Annotated in this window: 18 protein-coding genes; 5 read left to right on the forward strand and 13 right to left on the reverse strand. The window is 68.7% G+C overall.

Annotated elements, in window-relative coordinates; translation table 11 throughout:
- Positions 1-18: 18 nt before the first annotated feature.
- The 7 genes from QFZ21_RS09775 to QFZ21_RS09805 form a co-directional block, all read right to left on the reverse strand.
- Complete coding sequence (locus QFZ21_RS09775; protein ID WP_307377251.1) at positions 19-1,476, reverse strand: cation acetate symporter; 1,458 nt, start codon at positions 1,474-1,476, stop codon at positions 19-21.
- Positions 1,473-1,847, reverse strand: a complete 375-nt coding sequence (locus tag QFZ21_RS09780) for a heavy metal transporter (protein ID WP_307377253.1) — start codon at positions 1,845-1,847, stop codon at positions 1,473-1,475. Before QFZ21_RS09780 ends, QFZ21_RS09775 begins: the two co-directional genes overlap by 4 nt.
- Complete coding sequence (locus tag QFZ21_RS09785; protein WP_307377254.1) at positions 1,844-2,563, reverse strand: LytTR family DNA-binding domain-containing protein; 720 nt, start codon at positions 2,561-2,563, stop codon at positions 1,844-1,846. The genes QFZ21_RS09780 and QFZ21_RS09785 overlap by 4 nt, the downstream gene beginning before the upstream one ends.
- Positions 2,560-3,753 (reverse strand): sensor histidine kinase, encoded by a 1,194-nt coding sequence (locus QFZ21_RS09790; RefSeq protein ID WP_307377255.1) that lies wholly within the window; start codon positions 3,751-3,753, stop codon positions 2,560-2,562. The genes QFZ21_RS09785 and QFZ21_RS09790 overlap by 4 nt, the downstream gene beginning before the upstream one ends.
- Before the next feature lie 20 nt (positions 3,754-3,773).
- Positions 3,774-4,010 (reverse strand): YbdD/YjiX family protein, encoded by a 237-nt coding sequence (locus tag QFZ21_RS09795; RefSeq protein WP_307381272.1) that lies wholly within the window; start codon positions 4,008-4,010, stop codon positions 3,774-3,776.
- A gap of 10 nt (positions 4,011-4,020) precedes the next feature.
- Positions 4,021-6,261, reverse strand: a complete 2,241-nt coding sequence (locus QFZ21_RS09800) for a carbon starvation CstA family protein (protein WP_307377258.1) — start codon at positions 6,259-6,261, stop codon at positions 4,021-4,023.
- A gap of 247 nt (positions 6,262-6,508) precedes the next feature.
- Positions 6,509-9,613 (reverse strand): S8 family serine peptidase, encoded by a 3,105-nt coding sequence (locus QFZ21_RS09805; protein ID WP_307377260.1) that lies wholly within the window; start codon positions 9,611-9,613, stop codon positions 6,509-6,511.
- Positions 9,614-9,923: 310 nt separating this feature from the next.
- Between QFZ21_RS09805 and QFZ21_RS09810 the strand changes: the two genes are divergently transcribed.
- The 5 genes from QFZ21_RS09810 to QFZ21_RS09830 all read left to right on the forward strand — a co-directional run bounded on the left by QFZ21_RS09810 (position 9,924) and on the right by QFZ21_RS09830 (position 14,657).
- Positions 9,924-10,466, forward strand: a complete 543-nt coding sequence (locus tag QFZ21_RS09810) for an ECF transporter S component (RefSeq protein ID WP_307377263.1) — start codon at positions 9,924-9,926, stop codon at positions 10,464-10,466.
- Between the two features lie 118 nt (positions 10,467-10,584).
- The gene (locus QFZ21_RS09815; RefSeq protein ID WP_307377266.1) at positions 10,585-12,357 is read left to right on the forward strand and encodes an ABC transporter ATP-binding protein; all 1,773 of its coding nucleotides are present in this window, start codon (positions 10,585-10,587) and stop codon (positions 12,355-12,357) included.
- Positions 12,358-12,386: 29 nt separating this feature from the next.
- Entirely contained in the window at positions 12,387-13,172 is a 786-nt protein-coding gene (locus QFZ21_RS09820) for an energy-coupling factor transporter transmembrane component T (RefSeq protein WP_307381274.1), read from the forward strand.
- A 10-nt stretch (positions 13,173-13,182) separates the two neighbouring features.
- On the forward strand, positions 13,183-14,058 hold the full coding sequence (locus QFZ21_RS09825) for a siderophore-interacting protein (RefSeq protein ID WP_307377268.1): 876 nt from the start codon (positions 13,183-13,185) through the stop codon (positions 14,056-14,058).
- The gene (locus tag QFZ21_RS09830) at positions 14,055-14,657 is read left to right on the forward strand and encodes an ECF transporter S component (RefSeq protein WP_307377271.1); all 603 of its coding nucleotides are present in this window, start codon (positions 14,055-14,057) and stop codon (positions 14,655-14,657) included. Before QFZ21_RS09825 ends, QFZ21_RS09830 begins: the two co-directional genes overlap by 4 nt.
- Here the strand turns inward: QFZ21_RS09830 and QFZ21_RS09835 are convergent.
- The 6 genes from QFZ21_RS09835 to QFZ21_RS09860 all read right to left on the reverse strand — a co-directional run bounded on the left by QFZ21_RS09835 (position 14,645) and on the right by QFZ21_RS09860 (position 20,168).
- Entirely contained in the window at positions 14,645-15,985 is a 1,341-nt protein-coding gene (locus QFZ21_RS09835; RefSeq protein ID WP_307377273.1) for an HNH endonuclease signature motif containing protein, read from the reverse strand. The genes QFZ21_RS09830 and QFZ21_RS09835 overlap by 13 nt on opposite strands.
- A 90-nt stretch (positions 15,986-16,075) precedes the next feature.
- Positions 16,076-17,176, reverse strand: a complete 1,101-nt coding sequence (locus QFZ21_RS09840; protein WP_307377275.1) for a serine hydrolase — start codon at positions 17,174-17,176, stop codon at positions 16,076-16,078.
- A 291-nt stretch (positions 17,177-17,467) separates the two neighbouring features.
- Positions 17,468-17,755: a hypothetical protein gene (locus QFZ21_RS09845; RefSeq protein ID WP_307377277.1), complete on the reverse strand. Its 288-nt coding sequence runs from the start codon at positions 17,753-17,755 to the stop codon at positions 17,468-17,470.
- An 88-nt stretch (positions 17,756-17,843) separates the two neighbouring features.
- Positions 17,844-18,143 (reverse strand): hypothetical protein, encoded by a 300-nt coding sequence (locus QFZ21_RS09850; protein WP_307377280.1) that lies wholly within the window; start codon positions 18,141-18,143, stop codon positions 17,844-17,846.
- A gap of 9 nt (positions 18,144-18,152) precedes the next feature.
- The gene (locus QFZ21_RS09855) at positions 18,153-18,809 is read right to left on the reverse strand and encodes a hypothetical protein (RefSeq protein ID WP_307377282.1); all 657 of its coding nucleotides are present in this window, start codon (positions 18,807-18,809) and stop codon (positions 18,153-18,155) included.
- A 195-nt stretch (positions 18,810-19,004) separates the two neighbouring features.
- Complete coding sequence (locus QFZ21_RS09860; protein WP_307377285.1) at positions 19,005-20,168, reverse strand: acyl-CoA dehydrogenase family protein; 1,164 nt, start codon at positions 20,166-20,168, stop codon at positions 19,005-19,007.
- Positions 20,169-20,262 lie beyond the last annotated feature (94 nt).

Raw genomic sequence — 20,262 nt, forward strand, 5'->3', positions numbered from 1 at the left:
ATTCGAAAGGGACAAGGCTCAGCCGCGCTCCGGCGTGTGCACGCGGGCGAGGAAGCGATCGGTGCGCGGCGACGGTCCGCGCGGGTCGAGCAGCGACACCACGACCGTGACAGCGGTGGCGAGCGGGATCGTCCAGGCCGCAGGCTGCGCCAGGTAGGGGGCCGCGATTCCGACGCCTCCGACGGCCCCGTGCACCAGGAGCGCCAGACCCGCCGCGAGCCCGCCGGAGAGCATCCCCGCGACCGCGCCCCGAGCCGTGAGGCCGCGCCACCACACGCCGAGGAGCACGACCGGCGACAGCGTCGACGCGGCCACGACGAAGACCACGCCGACGCTCGAGCCGAGACCGGCCGGCGCCGTGAGCAGCGCGATGACGAGCGGCACCGCGGCGCACAGCACGGCCGAGAACCGGAAGGAGCGCACCGAACCCGAGAACACGTCCTGACTGATCACGCCGGCGAGTGACACCACGAGCCCCGCTGACGTCGCCAGGAACGCGGCGAACGCGCCGGCCACGATCAGCGCGGTGAGCAGCTCGCCGAACACCCCGGGGAAGACGCGTGAGGGCAGCACCAGCACCACGGTGTCGGCGATGCCGGGTACCGCCAGGTCGGGGGCGGCGATGCGGGCCAGCAGCCCCATGGTGCTCGACACGGCGTAGAACGCGCTCACCATCACGATGACGATCACGGTCGTGCTCCGCGCCGACACCCCGGTCGGGCTGGTGTAGAACCGCACCAGGACATGCGGCAGTCCCATGGTTCCCAGCAGCAGCGCGAGCAAGAGGGATGCCGTCTCGTAGGCGTCGAAACCCGAGGGCCCGGCCTCGACGGGGAACACCAGCGCCGGATCGAAGTCGTGCGGACCGCCGCTGAGCGCGAACGCGATGCACACCACCGGAACCAGCAGCGCGGTGAGCTTGAGCCAGTACTGGAACGCCTGCACGTAGGTGATCGCGCGCATCCCGCCGGCCGCGACCGCGGCAGCGACCAGGACCGCCACGGTCACCGCCCCCACCCACTCGGGGAGCCCCGCCACGACCAGGAGCGTGATCCCCGCGCCGTGCAGCTGCGGCACGATGTAGAGCCAGCCGATGATCAGCACCGCGATGCTGGTCACCCGCCGTGCCGCCGTCGAGTCCAGCCGCGCCTCGATGAAGTCGGGGATCGTGTAGGCGCCGCTGCGGCGGAGCGGAGCCGCGACGAAGGCCAGCACCAGGAGGTACCCGGCGGCGTAGCCGATCGGGAACCAGAAGCCGCGGGCGCCGTCGAGGAGCACGAGGCCGGCGAGTCCGAGGAACGTTCCCGCCGACAGGTACTCCCCGCTGATCGCCGAGGCGTTCCACACCGGCCTTACCGTGCGGGAGGCGACGAAGAAGTCGCCGGTGGTGCGCGAGATGCGCAGCCCGTACACGCCGATCAGCAGGGTCGCGACGATGACGAGCGCGACGCCCACCAGGTCCATCACCGCGTTCATTCGCGATCCCGGAGTGCCCGGTACCGGCGCTCGTTGCGGGCCGCGGTGCGCACGTAGAGCACGGCGAAGACGACGATGACCGGGTAGAACGCGTACGCCTGCAGCAGCCACGACAGCGGCAGACCCCACACCATCACCTGCCCGATCTCGGGGATCAGCGCGACCGCGAGGGTGAGTGCGACGACCACGAGCACGAACCCGGCGACCGTGCCGAGCGCGAGCCGCAGCTGGCTGCGCATGAGCGCCCGCGCGTACACGGCATCCGCTTCGTCCACCGGCGCACCGGGCAGCGCGATGCCGCGGGTGAAGGCCGAGGGGCGCCGCGCGGGCAGGTCGGCGGTCACGCGCACGCGCTTGGGCGCCTCGGTCATCCGGCGACCTCTCCGCGCACGAGCGCCTCGCGGACGGTCGGCACCAGTCGCCGGCTGACGGGCAGCACGAGGTCGCCTATGGAGACCGAGGGGTCGGCCCCGGAGAGTCGCGCCTCGGTCACCGCCGTCGTGCGCACGAGCGAGGAGCGGTGGATGCGGAGGAATCCGGCATCGGCCCACCGCAGCTCGAGCTCGGAGATCGGGATGCGCACCAGGTGTCCGACGCCGTCGCCGGTGTGCAGCCGGGAGTAGTCGCCCTGCGCCTGCACCCAGCGCACGTCGCTGCGGCGCACGAAGCGCACCGCGGATCCGACGGTGACGGGGAGCATCTCGTCGTCGCCGGCCCGCGCCGCATCGCCGAGTTCGGCGACACGGTCGATGGCGCGGCGCAGGCGCTCGGCGCGGACCGGCTTGAGCAGGTAGTCGGCCGCCCGCAGCTCGAAGGCCTCGACGGCCCGCGCATCGTCGGCCGTCACGAACACCACGGCCGGCGGCTCGGCCAGTGCCTGCAGGGCGCGGGCGAGTTCGGTCCCCGGCAGACCCGGCATGTGGATGTCGAGGAAGGCGATGTGCACGGCGCGTTCGGACAGCCGGCGAAGGGCCTCCGCGCCGGTCTCGGCGACGAGGATCTCACCGACGCGGTCGTCGGTGCGCAGTAGGTGGACGAGTTCGTCGCGCGCCGGCTTCTCGTCGTCGGCGACGAGCACGTCGATCACGGGCGCACCGGATCGTGCAGAGGATCGTGCAGCGGCTGCGACTTCGGAACGCGCATGCGCACCAGGGTACCCGCGCCGGTGTTGGTCTCGACGACCAGGCCGCCGTCGGTGCCGTAGAGCTGGCGGAGCCGGGTGTCGACGTTGCGGAGGCCCACGTGCACCCCGTCGTCCGCAGCGGTGAGCGTCATCCGCAATGCATCCGGATCCATCCCCACCCCATCGTCCTCGACGGCGATCTCGGTGTGGGTGCCGTCGTCGCGCGACACGATGCGGATCTCGCCGCCGCCCTCCCCCGGCTCCAGACCGTGCCGCACGGCGTTCTCCACCAGAGGCTGTACCGAGAGGAAGGGGATCACGGTCGCGAGTGTCTCCGGGGCGATCTGCAGCGTGACCCGCAGCCGATCGCCGAAGCGCGCGCGTTCGAGTGCGAGGTAGGAGTGGATGCTGCCGAGCTCTTCCGCGAGGGTCGTGAACTCGCCCTGCCGGCGGAAGGAGTAGCGGGTGAAGTCCGCGAACTCCAGCACGAGCTCGCGAGCGCGGGCGGGGTCGGTGAGGATGAACGAGGCGATCGCGGTGAGGGCGTTGTAGATGAAGTGCGGCGAGATCTGCGCGCGCAGCGAGCGCAGCTCGGCCTCGGCCAACTGCGTGCGCGAGGCGTCGAGGCCACCCAGCTCGACCTGCGCCGCACACCAGTCGGCCACCTCCTCGGCGGCGCGCACGAGGGCGGCGGGCACAGGGGCTGCGAAGGCGACCACCACGCCGGCGACCTGACCGTCGACGAGGATCGGCGCTCCGACGGCTTCGAGTTCGTCGTCGGGTCCGGGCGAGGGGAACACCTGTCGCCGGCCCGATGCCCTGACCTGCGCCGCGATGCGGACGGCCGCCGCTTCCAGTCCGTCCGACGGGCCGTCGAACGACACCCGGTCATCCGCGCTGACGATCGCGACTGCGGCGCTACCGAGCAGCACCCGCAGATGACGGGCGGCCTTCACGACGTCGGGTCCGGCAAGACCGGCGCGCAGGTGCGGAGCGGCCAGGCTCGCGTGGTGCAGGGCGTTGAGTGCCGCCTGCTCGGCGTCGCTGCCGAGGTCGGTCGTCCCGCGCGCGAGCCGGCGCGCGAGCAGCAGCAGCACCGTGAGCACGATGCCGCCGAGCACGCCGAGGCACGCGGCGAGAACGACGTCGGTCATGCGTTCAGCCTAGATACCCCTCAACAGCAGCGGGCGCCGGGATTGCGATCCTGGTCATCCATCTTCTGCCGCCAGAACTGCCGCTCGGTCATCGGCTCCTCGCCCGGATGCGCGCGGCGGTGATGGGCGACGTAGGTCGCGTAGGCCGTGTCGCCCATCAGCGTCGTCATGTACCAGCGGATGCTGCGGCCGACCCGCCCTGCGGCACGGAGAACCGTGCGCAGAGGGGTGGCCGCAGCATCCGCATGGTCGGTCATGGTCGCCATCTCAGTGACTCGACGCCTTGCGATCGTCGGCGAGGATCGGCTCCCACTGCTTCTCGAGCTCGCGCTCGGCCGCGTTCGGCAGGAAGCCGGCCGGGGCGAAGCGCCGCGAGGCCACGGGCTCCTCCTCGGTGTTCTCGCCACCGCCGTTGCGGATCGCCTTGATGGTGACGATCACGGCCGCGATCATCACCACGATCGCCAGCGTCACGAAGATGATCGACAGCGTGCCCTGCACGGCCGTGTTGCGGATGACCGCCTCGAGCACCTCGGGGGCGCCGAGCGAATCGTCGCCGCTGTTCTGGGCGTCGAGGTACTTGAAGTGGTTCGCCCAGTATCCGATGGCCGGGACCGGAGAGAGGATCTTGTACAGCGAGGCCGTGATGGTCACGACCGCGGTGAACGCGAGCGGAAGCCCGATGATCCACAGCCACTTGATGTAGCTCTTGCCGCGCTTGGCGACGATCGCCATCACCACGGCGAGCGCGATCGCGGCGAGAAGCTGGTTCGCGATGCCGAACAGCGGGAAGAACGTGTTGATGCCGCCGAGCGGGTCGGTGACGCCGAGGATGAGGATCGCTCCCCAGCCGGCCACCATGATCGCGGTGCAGATCCAAACACCGGGACGCCACGAGACGTCACGGAACTTGGGGAACCAGGCGCCGATCGAGTCCTGCAGCATGAAGCGCGCGACTCGGGTTCCGGCATCCACCGCGGTGAGGATGAACAGCGCCTCGAACATGATCGCGAAGTGGTACCAGAAGGCCATGAGCGCCTGGCCGCCGAGGGCCTGCTGCATGATGTGCGCGAGACCGAGCGCGAGCGTCGGGGCGCCACCGGTGCGGGACACGATCGACTCCTCCCCGACCGCCTGCGCGGTGCCGGTGAGCATCTCGGGGGTGAGGTTCACCCCCGTCAGGCCCAACGAGTTCACGAAGGCGACCGCGCCCTCGACCGTGCCTCCGGTCGCCGCCGTCGGGGCGTTCATCGCGAAGTAGATGCCCTGGTCGATCGAGATCGCGGCCACCAGCGCCATGATCGCGACGAAGGACTCCATGAGCATGCCGCCGTAGCCGATGAAGCGCGACTGGCGCTCCTTCTCGATGAGCTTCGGGGTGGTGCCGGAGGCGATCAGGGCGTGGAAGCCCGACAACGCTCCGCAGGCGATGGTCACGAACAGGAACGGGAACAGCGGACCTGCGAACACCGGCCCCATCCCGTTCTCGCCGAAGATGCTGACCGCGGGAACCTTGATCTCGGGACGCACCAGGATGATCGCGCCGGCGAGCATCACGATCACGCCGATCTTCATGAAGGTCGACAGGTAGTCGCGCGGGGCGAGCAGCAGCCAGACCGGGAGCACCGCGGCGACGAAGCCGTAGATGATGATGCCCCAGGCGATCGTGGTGCGGTCGAGGTGGAAGATCGCCTGACCCCACTCGGTCGCCGCGACCTGACCGCCGCCGATGATCGCGGCCATCAGCAGCACGAACCCGATGATCGAGACCTCGGTGACCTTGCCCGGGCGGATGAAGCGCAGGTAGATGCCCATGAAGATCGCGATCGGGATGGTCATCGCGACCGAGAAGACGCCCCACGGGCTCTCGCCGAGGGCATTGACGACGACGAGTGCGAGGATCGCGACGATGATCAGCATGATCAGGAGGGATGCCACGATCGCGGCCGTTCCGCCGATCCTGCCGAGTTCCTGCCGCGCCATCTGGCCGATCGTGCGTCCGCCGCGGCGCATCGAGAAGAAGAGCACCGTGTAGTCCTGCACCGCGCCGGCGAGCACGACGCCGACGATGATCCAGATCGTGCCGGGCAGATAGCCCATCTGCGCGGCGAGCACGGGACCGACGAGGGGGCCGGCGCCGGCGATGGCCGCGAAGTGGTGGCCGTAGAGCACTCGGCGGTCGGTGGGGACGTAATCCTTGCCGTCCTGCTTGACCTCGGCCGGGGTGGCGCGGCGGTCGTCGGGGCGGGTGATGTACTTCTCGATCACCTTCGAGTAGAAGCGGTAGCCGATCAGGTACGTGCAGACGGCCGCGAACACGAACCAGATCGCGTTGACGGTCTCGCCGCGGACGATCGCGAGCATGGTCCACGCCACAGCGCCCAGCAGGGCGATGGCCGACCAGATCAGGATCTTCGGCAGAGTCCAGCGGTTCGCCTTCTCGTGGTGCTCGTCGGAGAGGGCGACGGAGGGGAGTTTCGGATCTGTGACGATCTCGGGGGCGGTCATGGGGATCTCCTCGGTGTGCGCATCATTGCGTTCACCCACGCTAGGAAGCGGCGTCGTCGCGTGCGCGTCGGAGAGCGGATGCTGCGACGAGCGGCACCGATCGCGCGACGAACGGGCCTTTCGAATCGCGCAAATGGGGCTTCCCGGGGCTGTATCGACACCAGTTGCGCGATTCGAAAGCGAGGGTCCGGACGCACACAGCGCCCCACGATCCGGAGACCGTGGGGCGCTGTGCTCAGGGGAGGTTCTACGGCTTCGCCGTCTCCGGGGCTTCCGTCGGCGGGGCTTCCGTTTCGGGGGCCTTGGTCGGCGGGGCCTCGGTCTCGGGAGCCTTCGTCGGCGGGGCCTCGGTCTTCGGGGCCTTCGTCTCGGGCGTCACCGTCTTCGGGGCCTTGGCCGCCGGCACGTCGACCTCGAGAACCGTGCGGATCGCCGAGTCGCCGTAGCGCACGAGTCCGAGGTAGCGGGTGCCGGTGGTGAGACCGGTCCAGCTGAGCTGGTAGCTCGTCTTCTGGCCCCGCACCGCGACGATCGGGTTCGGCGTCGCGGTGAGCGCGCCCACTCCGTCGGGCTGCACGTTGGCGTAGGACATGTCCCACGTCATCGGGCCCGTCGTCGAGAACACGTTCGCCACGATCAGGTACGTCCCGGCGGTCGGTGCCGGGATGGTGACCTGCTCGTCCGCCGAGGCGGTCGCCGACTGCCAGCGCTGGTAGTACTGCAGGTCGTCGGCGCTCACCACGCGGTACACGGTGAGGTCGAGGTCGCTGCCCGCGTCATCCGACGAATCCAGGTCGAACCGCGAGAGCGTGGTGCCCTCCGGCACGTTCACGATCCACGACACGTCCTTGTTCGCGTCACCCGAGGTCTCGTCGCCCGAGTGGCCGTCGACCGGGTTCGCCGGGTCGGTGAGCAGCTCGAACGGCGTGAGTCCCGAGACGTCGAGCGCCAGAGGACCGTTGAGTCCCGGCGTGATCGGCACGGTGGTGCTGCCGTCGACTCCGGTGCCCGTGACCTCGGCCGGAGCATCCGCCGTCACCGGGAACACCGCGATGGGCGAGCGGACCGTGTTCTTCTTGCTCTTCCAGACGAGCGAACCGGTGGCCCACTGCTCGACCGGCGCGCTGGCGTTGTCGAACGTCACCGTGAAGGTCTTCGTCTGGCCCGGCTTGTCGAACGTCAGCTGCGCCGGCTCGACCTTCACGTTCACTCCCGGGACGGTCGCCTTCGCGGTGAAGACGCCCTTCTCGGTCGAGGTGACCGAGCGGGTCACCTTCTGCGCGCTGGCCAGCGAGCCGATCGAGATCGAGGCCTGGTTCAGGTTGCTGCCGTCGATCGGGTCGATCCCCGGGAAGTCCGAGAGTCCCTTGCCGTCGAGGAACGCCGCCCAGTCCTTCACGCCGCTGAGGTACAGCAGACCCGGGTTGAGGTAGCGCTTGGGCTCGACCTGACCCGCACCCTGCTCGAACGGGTTCGTGTTCTTCGAACCGTCCGGCAGCACGGTGTCGTAGGCGGTGGTCATCATCGCCGACTTCACCTCGGCCGGTGTGGCCCGCGGCTTCTCGCCCAGGTACAGCGCGCCGAGACCTGCAACGTGCGGCGAGGCCATCGACGTGCCGGAGAGGATGCCGAAGGTCGGCTTCTCCCCCGGAGCGTTGTGGGTCGCCGCGAGGATCGCGACACCGGGAGCCGCGACATCCGGCTTCATGACATCACTGCCGTCGGCCAGCATCGGTCCGCGGCTCGAGAAGCCCGCGATCTGCGGAGTGGGCGTCGTGACATCGGTGGTGTTCTCGCCGACCAGCGTGATCGGGCGATCCTTGCCGCCCTGCACGTAGGCGAGGACGGCGGCGCGGTGCACCGAGCTGAGGTGCACGGTGGGCACGGCGTGGAAGTCGTTGTCCAGGGAGTCGGAGCCACCCGGGACGTTCACGAGGACCATGCCGATGCCGCCGGCATCCTTCACGACCTGCGACTTCTCGGCTCGCGCGTTGTTGCCGCGATCGCAGACCACGATGTGACCCTTGACCTTCGCCGGGTCCAGGGTGCCGGGGAGGCAGAGCTTCGCATCGACAGCGCCCGCCTTGGCGGCGTCACCGGCGTAGATCGAGGGGCCCTTCACGGTCTTGCCGAACGGCACGCTCACCGAGGCGCCCGCCTGCTCGAAGCCCTTGAACTGGACCGTTCCCTCCCACGTGGGGATGGTGGATGCCGCCACCGTCGTGTACCACGGCGAGGCGTGGTCGGCCGTGACCGGGTCAGGTCCGTCGTTGCCGGCGCTGACCGCGACGAAGACTCCGGCCGCTGCCGCGTTGAAGAACGCGATGTCCTCCGGGGCGAGCACGGTCGAGGCCGCTCCGCCGCCGATCGAGTAGTTGATCACGTCGACGCCGTCCGCGACGGCCTGGTCGATCGCGGCGACGAGGTCGCTCAGGGCGCAGACGTCGTCGGTCGTGACGGTGGTGTCGGGGCCGACGTAGCACGCCTTGTAGGCCGCGACCTTCGAGGCCGGCGCGACGCCCGACACGGTGCCGAGGTTGACGCCCTCGACGGTCGCCTTCACCTTGAAGTTGCCCGCCGCGGTGCTCGCGGTGTGCGAGCCGTGTCCGTCGCCGTCACGCGGCGAGAGGTAGTCGTACTGGAAGTCGAAGCCCGAGGCCTCGGCTCCCTTGTAGAAGTACTGGCCGCCGATGAGCTTGGAGGAGTAGTCCTTCTTGTCCCAGTCCTGGCCCTCGACCATCGCGGAGCGGAACTGGCCGCCGTCGGACTTGTCGAAGTACACGTAGGTGCCGTCGGAGTAGGGCTGGTTGCCCTTGTGGCGGCTCTGCTGCTTCTTCTGCTTCTTGAGCTTCTTGCCCTCGAAGGACGGATGCTCGGGCGCGATGCCGGTGTCGATGACGCCGACAACGACGCCCTCTCCGGCCTTGTCGACGCCGCCGGTCTGCTGCCAGACGCCGCCGCGACCCTTGCGGTCGTCGCCGAGCCCGAGGAAGTCGGTGGAGGTCTGCGCGACGGGGTGGCGGATCTCATCGGGGAAGACGCCGAAGACGTCCTTCGAGGCGCGCAGCTTGTCGACCTGCTCGCCGGTGAGGTCGGCGCTGAAGCCGTTCAGCGCGACCTGGTACGTGGTGTCGGGGGTGATGCCGACCTGGGTGACGAGGTCGGTCTGCTCGGTCTGGAGGTGCTCGACGTAACGCAGCGAGTCCTTGGACTGGGTCTCGAGCTGTTCGCCCTCCGCCGGCTTGGTCGCCTTGAGGCCCTTGACGTCGCCTTCATAGCTGGCGAGCGGATCGGCCTTCATGACCACGATGTAGTGGCCTGGCGTGCCTTCCACGGGGACGGGGTGTGTCACCTCCTCGGTACTCGCATAGCCTGCGGTTGCCGTTGACGCGATGAACAGCGTGGCCAAGGTGGTGGCTGCTGCCATCCGGAGGGGTGTTCGACCCATGTGATGCTCCCGATGATCCGGTGTGGCCGCGTTGCCGCACCGCGGCTCAAGTTAGTCCGGGGTCTGCGACCGCGCCAGATGCAGGACGGAAGACTAGACGAACGGCCACCCTGGTGACTTTCGTCGACAGAGCGGGTCTGCTCCCGGGATACTGCGGGGTTTGTCACGGCGCTCGCGCGGAGCCCGGGCGCGGGCGCGCAACTAGGCTGGGACCGTGGCCCGAACCCCCGTCCTTTCGACCAGATCGCTGCTGGTCTGCGCGGCCATCGGCGTCGCGACGGGCATCGTCGGCGGCATCGCCGGATGGGTCACGATCCCGGTGCTGGCAGGGCCCGTGTTCCTCTACGGACTGGTGCTCGGGTCGCACGTGCTGCCCGGCATCATCGCGCAGGAGGTGCTGCGGCGGCCGCTGGTCGCGCTGATCACGCACGTGATCGCGGCCCTCGTCGCGAGCGCCTTCAACCCGGCGTGGTCGCTGCGGTTCATCGGCACGGCGCTGCTGTTCGGCGCGATCCAGGAGGGTGTCGCGGCTCTCACCCGGTACCGGGCCTGGGGCGCCTGGCGCTTCTTCATCTCGGCGGGGGTGATCGGCGTCATCGTGGCCGTGGTCGTGTTCTTCGCGGCGCACCTGGGGACGCTGCCGCCCTGGGCGCAGATCCTCTACCTGGCGATCTCAGTGGTCGGACCGGTGGCATGGACGGCGATCGGGCTCGCGGTGGGCTCCTCGCTCACTCGCGCAGGGGTCGCTCGGCGCTGACGGGCGGGGTAGCGGCGGCCCGATCCTAGGGCTCTGGGGTGCGATCCGCCGCGATGGCGGATCAGGTAAGGCTCAGCTAAGTTGGAGGGGTACATCCGCCGACTCCCGGGACTCCGCCGTGCGCCCATCCGCGCCTCTGCTCCGCGTGCGTGAGCTCTCTCTCACCCACGCGGGTGCCGCGCACCCGTCGCCGCGCGACGTCACATTCGACATCGCCGCAGGCGAAGTGGTGCTGCTGCTCGGGCCGTCGGGGTCTGGCAAGTCGACGCTGACGCTCGCACTGAACGGCTTGATCCCCCACGCGCTCCCCGCAGCGATGAACGGAACGGTGGAGGCGGGCGGACTCGACACCGCGACAGCCCAGACGGCAACGCTGAGCACCCGGGTCGCGATGGTGTTCCAGGATCCGGATGCGCAGATCGTCACAGGCACCGTCTACGACGAGGTCGCGTTCGGACCCGAGAATCTGCTGCTCCCGCTCGCAGAGGTGCGGGCCAGGGTGGAGGACGCGCTCGCGCGGGTCGGCCTGTGGGAGCGTCGCGACGACAACCCCGATCACCTGTCCGGGGGTGGACGGCAGCGGCTCGCCATCGCGTGCGCTCTGGCCATGGGGTCACCCCTGATCGTGCTCGACGAGCCGACCGCCAACCTCGATCCGCAGGGCATCGACGATGTGTATGCGGCGCTCACAGATGTCGTGTCCGCGGGCGATCGGGCGATCCTGCTCGTGGAGCACAACCTCGATGCCGCGATGGGGTTCGTCACGCGGACCATCGTGCTGGACCGCGCGGGGCGGGTCGCGTTCGATGGGCCGGCGGCGGAGGTCATCCGTGAGCATGCCGACGAGCTGGTCGCGATGGGGGTCTGGCTGCCGGCGGCGACGCTGGCGGCGCTGCGGCTGCGGGATGCGGGGTACGCACTCGAGCCGCTGCCCCTGTCTCCGGATGAGCTGGGGGTGGCGCTCGGTTCGTCTCGCGACGCGGGCGAGGGTGGCGAGACGGGCCAGGGTTCGGCGTCCGCGGCGGAGATCCTGTCGCGACCCGTGCAGTCTGCGCGGTCGTCGAGCGGGGGCGATCCGATCATCCGTGCCCGCGGGCTCACCGTCCGGAAGCGGCGGGCCGAGATCCTGCACGGCGTCGATCTCGATCTCGAGCCGGGCAGCCTCACGGCGATCGTCGGGGCGAACGGCGCCGGGAAGACCACTCTCATCCAGGCCCTGGCGGGCGTCGTGCCCCCGCCGAAGGGGCAAGTCAGCGTCGACGGCATCGATCCCGGGGTGGCGTCTCCTCGCGAGTTGGCGGCGCGGATCGGGTTCGTCTTCCAGAATCCGGAGCACCAGTTCATCGCCCACACGGTCTTCGATGAGCTGGCGCATGGCCTGCGCCTTCGGCGGTCGCAGAGCTCGAAGGCGAAGGTCGGGAAGGCGAAGACCGGGCTGACGGAGGCGGGACTGACGGATGCCGAGATCGCAGCGCGCGTCGAGGCGATGCTCGTGCGCTTCGGGCTCGAGCACAAGGCCGACGTGCATCCGTTCCTGCTCTCCGGTGGTGAGAAGCGCCGCCTGTCGGTGGGCACGGCTCTGATCACCCGACCGCGGGTGCTCGCGCTGGACGAGCCGACGTTCGGGCAGGATCGCGCTCGCGCATCCGAACTCCTCGCTCTGCTGGAGGGTCTGCGCGAGGAGGGCACGACGATCGTGATCGTCACCCACGACCTGCAGCTGGTCGCGGAGCGCACGACGCACACGGTGGTCCTCGCGGACGGCCGGGTGCACGCGGCCGGACCGACCGCGGAGCTCTTCGCGGACGAGCGAGTGTTCGCCGAAGCGGGGCTCCGTCTGCCCGCGCTGCAGCAGGTACTGGCGACTCATCGACGGGCGGTGGGGTCGTGAGCACGGTGGTGTTCGATCCGTATGCGGCGATGGTCGCGACGTCACGGCACCAGTTCCTGTACGCGTTGAATCCGCTCGCGAAGGTCGCGGGGGTCGCGCCCGCGATGGTGCTGCTGATCTTCGTGCGCGACCTCGCGACGCCCGCGGCGTTCCTCGTGCTGGCGTACGCCGTCATCCTCGTCGGTGCCCGCCTGACCTCACGGCTGCTGCTCCTGTTGCTGCTGGCCGTCCCGGTCGGAATGCTCGCAATCGGGCTCGGCTTCTCGGTGTGGGTGGATGCGGGCCTCGTCGACGGCAGCGCGCCCGTCGTGGTGGTCGGCGGCTGGACGCTGTACGCCGGCGCCCTGGAGATCGGCTTCGCGACGGCGCTGCGTCTCGGTTCGATCGTCGCGCTGGCTCTGATCGGCGGGCTCACCACGAGCGGCCCCGATCTGGTGCGGGCGAGCGTGCAGCAGCTGCGGGTGCCGTATCGGATCGGATACACGGCGTTGGCAGCGTTCCGGTTCGTCCCTCGCTTCGGTCATGAACTCGCGGTGATCCGGGCGGCGCATCGGGTGCGGGGTCATCACGGCGGTCGTGGTCCGTTCGCTCGTCTGGCCCGCGGGTGGGGGTACATCGTGCCGCTGCTGGCCGGGGCGATCCGGCATGCCGAGCGGGTGGCTCTCGCGATGGATTCCCGCGCCTTCGGGGCTCACCCGACCCGCACCGAGCGGCATATGGTCCCCTTCCGCACCCGCGACACGGTGTTCGTGGTGCTGTGCCTCGCGGCATCCGCTGCGATCTTCGTTTTCTTCTTCCCCTGGCAGCTTCCCTGAAAGGCGTCCGATGGCGTTCAGCAAACTGGTCAAGCCCGAGTCCTCCGAGCTCATCCACCTGACGGTGCAGCGCACGGAGCATCTCTCCGCGCACTGGATCCGCGTGACGTTGGGTGGCGGTGAGATCGAGAAGTTCCGCCCGATGGGGTTCGACCAGTGGTTCCGGTTGTTCCTTCCGATCGGTGGCGATGCGGGGCTCGAGCGGGTACCGGTGAAGGCGAACAAGATGTTCGGGTACCTGAGGTTCCTGCGGATCCCCGATGGCGAGCGGCCGGTGATGCGCAACTACAGCGTGCGGGCGTATCGCGCGGCGACGGCGTCTTCGGGAGCCGAGATCGATGTCGACTTCGTTTTGCACGGCTCGGCTGCGGACGGAACGGCCGGTCCCGCGTCGCGGTGGGCGGAGACGTGCCAGCCGGGTGAGCACGTGCTGATCATCGACGAAGGACTCACCTTCAACCCGCAGCGCGGCACGGAGCGGGTGGTCTTGGTCGGCGACGCGACGGCTCTTCCCGCGATCGCGTCGATCTGCGCCTCGCTGCCGCTGGATGCTGTCGGCACAGCGATCATCGAGGTCCCTTCCGACGAGGACGCCCTGGCGTTCCCGCATCCGTCTGGTGTCGAGGTCGTCTGGATCGTGCGCCCTCATGATGTCGCACCGGGTTCGCTCGCCCTCGAGACCCTGGCGCGCACGGTGTTGCCGGATGCTCCATTCCACGCGTATGGGGCGGGCGAGCAGGCCCTCGCCTCAGGGGTGCGGAAGCATCTCGTGGGCGAGCGGGGTGTGGACAAGAACGCGGTGAGCTTCTGCGGGTACTGGAAGATCGGTGCGGCGTCGCCCGCGTCGAAGGCAGCGCGCGAGGCCGCTGCGGAGCCGCTGGTATGAGCGGGACGGATGCTCAGACGCCCGGAGGTCGCGGACGCTTCCGATTCCCGACCGCGATCCTTCTGACCTGCGCGGCACTCGGCGTGGCTGGGGCACTTCTCCTCGCGCCGGCCAACTGGGTTTCGACGATCCTCTTCCCGGGCCTGCCGTTCGTGAGCGTCGCGCTCGCCGGGCTGTGGCTGCTGCCGTCGGTCATCGCGCTCCGCCTGCTGCGGCGGCCTTTCGTCGGATTGCTGGTCGGGCTGCTCGCGGGGCTCATCATCGCGCCGTTCTCGGGCTACGGGTTCCGCAGCGTCGCCACGAATCTCTGGTGGGCGGCGTTCACCGAGCTGCCGTTCCTCCTCGTGCTCTGGCGCTATTGGGGCACGTGGTTGCACTATGTCGGCGCAGCTGTCGTCGGCATCGTGTATCCGTTGCTGGCGTGGGCGTCTTTCAACCTCGAGTCGATGAGCATCGGCGTGAGGATCGCGTTCTTCGCCATCACGCTGGCGAGCTCTGTCGGCGGGACCGCCCTCGGCATCCTGATCGCGGACCGGCTGCGCCGCGCAGGAGTCGGCGGTCGGAGTCTGCAGACCCGTCGTGGGAGTCATGCGGCGTAGTCGTATCGGGCGCGGCCGCCGAGCCGTGGGGTGCGGGCGGGATCGACGTACCGGGGTGGGATGAACCAGACCCGCCCGGCCACACCCGTCCCCTCGACGCGGATCTCCCACCCGTTGTCATGGATGCGGTGGTGACACGTCTCACACAGCAGGACCCCGTTGGTGAGGTCGGTGGGTCCGTGGTCGCGTTTCCACCAGGCGATGTGGTGTGCTTTCGTCATCTCCGGGGGCAGCCCGCACATCGCGCACCCGCCATCGCGTTCCACGAGCGCCAGGCGTTGCGCCCGGGTGAACAGGCGTTTCTCCCGCCCCCAGTCGAGGATCTCGCTGTCCCCGCCGAGGACCCACGGGATCACCCCACCCCCGGCCGCCATCCGCCGCGCCGCACCCGCCCCGACCGGTTGATCCATCCCGTCGATCGTCGCCGACCCGCACCCCGAGACCAGGTCCTCGAGGGTCATCCGCACGATCACCGTCGCCCCGGCGAGCGGGACCCGGGACTCGCACCCGAGCACATGCCCGCAGAACACCGCGAGCGCGTCGGCCTGGATCATCGGAACCGTCCGCCGGTCCGCATCCGCCGCCCCCGCATCCGGGGCATCCTTCCGGGCCGCGAACGTCGCCGCCACGTACCCCCGGATCGCCGCGATCACCGGGGCTGCGGACTCCGCATCGAGGACCGCGTTCAGATGCACCATCCCCCCACGTTCGGAGATCGTCAACGACCGTTTGGCTCGCTTCTCGTCTTCTTTCGGTTCGACCCCGTCCGGGTCCAACCACGCCTCCGCCCGCACGATCAGCTTCCGCACCGCATCCAGACTCAACCCCGCCGCCCTGTCGGTCAGCAACCGTTCGGCCAGGGCGATAGCCTCCATCCCCGCCACCACCCGGCACCGCTCCAATAACGCGACGATCAACCCCGCCGCCGCCACCCCGATCGACCCCGACCCCAGGGCCCGTCGAACGAGGGGATACCGGGCCGGCAACCGCGCCCCCAACAGATCGGTCCGAGGCGCCGTCGCCTCCCCCACCCTGATCAACCGTGACGCATCACCCGAGGAGATCCCCTGGGTCGTCGCAAGCAACTGGGCCGCACTCCGGAACCCCTGCTCCTTCGCCAGACTCCCCGCCCCCAGCTCCGCTCGCGACTCGTGGGCGATTCCCGCCGCGACATCGACAAGCACAGCATCCAACCGGCGCTGCACCAGCCCGAGCGCGTCATTCGCCGCGATCAACTGCTCCCGCGACAACCCCACCACATCACCCGCATCCGCCCACACCGCATCCAGACGGGTGACCGCCTCCTGCAAACCGGTGAGCTTCGACATACCCCGATTTTACCGGAGACGGCTCGAGTTTCGAAGCTATGTTCGAGTAGTATACTGGTCTATCGGTATGCGAGTTCGCGAAAAACAGACTCACTGCACGTCCGCAAGCAGCGCGAACAACTCCGGCCCCATCTCGACCTGCGCGAGCACGATCCGGAACGATCCGTCCGGGTCGACGAGAAAGTCCGTGCCCAGCCCGCCCGACCAGCCGTAGCGCCCGGCGTGATCGCCGTTCGTCACCACACCGACGCCGAAGCCCCACCCGCTGTCGTCCCAGAATCCGGGGTAGAAGCTGTCCTCCGCCTTCGCCGACGCGGGCACCTGATCCGTCGTCATCTGAGCGAGCAACTCCGGCTCGATGATCACCTGCCCGTCGTGGACACCGCCCGCCGCCAGCATCCGCGCGAAGGCGGCGTAGTCGGATGCCGTCGACACGTGCTCGGCATGAGTCAGGTCGAACGGCGCCGGCGCGACGTAGAACCCACCCGCGGCCGGCTCGATCTCGATCAGCGCGCCTGCCTCCTCGTGGCGATACGCGGCCGGAAGCCGGTGCGCCTGGTCGCTCGGCACGGTGCGCGAGGTGTCGACCATGCCGAGCGGTCCGAACAGGTCCTGCTGCAGGTATTCGTCCAGCGAGCCGCCGACCAGCCGCGAGAGCAGGATGCCGAGGATACCGAACGAGTGGTGGTACCGCCATCCGGCCCCGGGCTCGAACGCCAGCGGCAGCTCGGCGAGCGCGTTCAGCCACTCCTTCGCGCCGAGAGCGACGGGTTGCGGTCCGGCTTGCGTCTGGTTGGCGATCATCGCGTCCTGCAACGGGGAGGGCGTGGTCATCATGCCGTACCCCGACGTGTTGGTGAGCAGGTGGCGCACGGTGATCGGTGTGCGGGCGGGCTCGACGTCATCGAGCGCAGCACCGGGCGTGCGGAGCACCTGACGATCCGCCAGCTCCGGCAGCCACTTCTCGACCGCGTCGTCGAGGTCGAGGCGTCCGGCCTGCACCAGCCGAAGAGTCGTGACAGCCAGGATCGGCTTGGTCATCGACTGGATGCGCACGATCGCATCGGCGTCGAGATCACCCGCCGTGACGACTTCGATCTGTCCGTCCGGTGTGCCGGTGACGCCGATGATTCCCGGGGCGGTGCCGCGCGAGACATGGTCTTCGAGAATCGGGCGGAGGCTGTCAGTCATGCCGTCGATTCAAGCGCGTGCGAGGGATGCTGTCCACGGATCGTCGCAGCTCACCAGTAGTCGCCGAGTGACTGTCGATAGTGGGGATTCTCGCGGAGTTCCGGATGCTCTCGCTCGACCTGCGCCCTGGCACGATCCAGCATGCCCTCCGCCGCACGGCGGAATGCGCCGATCGCAACGACTCCAGTGCCGGGCGCGTGCTCCGCAGTGACCGCGACCGCATCTCCCCGGACGATGAAATCGATCGTGGCATCCGATTCGGTGCACCGACGGGGCTACGGACGGTTCCCATCACGCCTCTTCCGGCGGCGATGCCGGAGCTGTCACCCAGGCCCGCTCCAGCCTCGCCGCAGTCGTCATTCCGTCAGCCGGCGTTCGCCGATCATGCCAGCCCGCGCCCTGCTCGATCCATCGATCGCGGTACCGCACCGACGCCGAGAACGTCGAGTCCTCGTACCCCCATTCGACGCCGCAACAAGGGCAGATATCGAAGCTGCCGAAACGCCCATCAGGTCCCCACGGAGCTTCCTCGGGCTCGTACCCGCACACGCGGCAGTAGCGCGGGTCGAATCCGGTCATGGAAACACCTTAGGGTCTGGGATCCGGCGAGTCCGGAGGCAACTATGCGCTGACGGAGCGATCCAGACCGAATCTGCCGTCGGTCAAACTAGACCAGGTCGAAGATCTGACGGAATCGAAACGGCGGCAGGGTGCCCATATGAGAAATCCCAAGGAACTTCGGCTCGGTCTCCACTCTGATCAGCGGCCGCAGTGGCCCCCTGATCAGGAGCAGGCTCACGGTCCCGTGGTACCAGGAGACCGCTTGCCCGATCGATACCCGTTGCGCCCAGGAATGAATCAGGAACCAGGCAAGAAAGGTGAACGGAAGCAGTATCCACAGAGCAATGCCGCGGACGAGCAGAAAGAGCAACAGACCGAGCCCGTTGAAGAATTTCGTCACGGTCATCGCCCCAGATCACGCACCGAGGACCGCCCGCTTCGCCTCACTCACGAGCGCCGAATAGTTCGGCAGGAACGGCTCCACCAGCTTCGTCTCCAGTTGCGACTCCAGATCCCGGAGGACACGATGCTCAGCCTCATCGGCGGGCAGCACGTCGGTCTCGTTCGCACTCGCCAGCCATTCGAAGAACACCAGCACCTCAGCCCTCGTCAGGCGCATGTCGAAGCTCTCGTCGCTCACTCCCTCGCCTTCCTCAAGACTCATGCGTCGCGTCTCCGAAGCTGGCGCCGACTCCGGCGCCTTGAGAGGGACACCCCCACCACTCATCACATCGAAGCTGGATCGAAGGATGACGAAGGGGAGCACACCCGCGGCGATCTCCGCCACCTGCTGAAACAAGGGATCCGCAACGATCTTCTCATCGGAGCGGCGGTGGTCGAGCCGGTCGGTGAGCTCGTCCAGCACCCGTAGTGGAGCATCCACGTCCTCGCCGTAGACAGCTCCGCGGGTCAGAGCGTCCTGCAGCCCGCTGTCGCCGAACAGCCGATTCACGCACTCGATGTAGCCGGATTCCCATTCGGTCGACGGATGCATCCAGACGCGATCGCGAAACAGACTGCTCGCCAGCTCCGCCAACGAGACCACGACGTCGGAATGAAAGACCGCGCTCACCGGATCACCCACGCTCTCCACGACTCGCTCCAGATCTCCGCCTCCGACGTCGGCGGAGACAGCGTGAACTGCTCACTCACGTCTATTCGGGACACCATGCGCACCACTCTAGAGATGAGTCGCGTGCAGCGGCAGAAAGCGCACGCCCGGAATCCCTCCCGGGACGTGCGCTCCGATTCGGACCGAACGCGACCGCTACCGCTTCCCCGCGATCTGCCGTCCGACGATCTCGCGCATGATCTCGTTCGTGCCGCCGTAGATGCGGTGCACCCGGGCATCGAGGAACGCGCGGGCGATCGGGTACTCGGTGATGTAGCCGTAGCCGCCGTGCAGCTGCACGCCGGTGTCGAGCACCTCCCACTCGCGCTCGGTGGCCCAGAACTTGACCTTCGCGGCCTCCTCGGCGGACAGCTTGCCCTTCGAGTACGCGAGCAGCGCGCGGTCGATGTAGGCCCAGAGCGCGTCGACCGTGGTGGCCATGTCGGCGATCTTGAACCGGGTGTTCTGGAAGTCGATGATCCGCTCGCCGAACGCCTCACGGTCCTTCGTGTAGGCGATCGTCCAGTCGAGCGCGGCCTGCGCGGCTGCGGCTCCGGCGACACCGATCGACAGACGCTCGAGCGGCAGGTTCATCATCAGCTGCACGAAGCCCTTGCCCTCGACGCCGCCGATGAGGTTCTCCTCGGGGATGAACACGTCGCTGAACGACAGCTCGGCGGTGTCATGCCCCTGGAAGCCCATCTTGTGCAGCTTCTTGCCGTGATCGAAGCCCTCCATGCCGTTCTCGATCAGCACCAGGCTGAACGCGTCGGGACGGTTGCCCTCGCCGGTCTTCACGAACGTGACCACGAGGTCGGCGGTCGCACCCGACGAGATGAACGTCTTCGCGCCGTTGACGATGTAGCCGCCGTCGACCTTCTTCGCGGTGGTCTTGATGCCGCGCAGGTCGGATCCTGCGCCGGGCTCGGTCATGGCGAGAGCGCCGACGACCTCACCGGTCGCCATGCGAGGCAGCCACTTCTCCTTCTGCGCCTGCGTGCCCATGTGCACGAGGTACGGGATCGCCAGGTCGTCCTGGATGCCGAACGCGCCCGCGAGCGAACCGGCGCCGGCTGCGATGACCTCTTCGTTGACGACCGCGCGGAAGCGGTAATCCTGCAGCATCCCGGCGCCGCCGAACTCCTCGGGGACCGACAGGCCGACGATCCCGGCCTCACCGGCGGCGAGCATCGTGGCACGATCGACTTCGCCGTCGGCATCCCATTTCTCGATCGTCGCGTTGGTCACGTAGCGCTTGACGAAATCCTTGACGAGGTCGCGGAAAGCCTCGTGATCCTCTTCATAGATGTCGCGTTCCATGCCGTCCTCCTGAACGTGTCGTGCATCGTTGCTCCGGCGATTCTATGGCGGACGATGCCCTCGACACAGGACGTTGTGAGAATGCATCCCACAA

This window comes from Microbacterium sp. W4I20, from assembly GCF_030816505.1.
Lineage (GTDB): Bacteria > Actinomycetota > Actinomycetes > Actinomycetales > Microbacteriaceae > Microbacterium.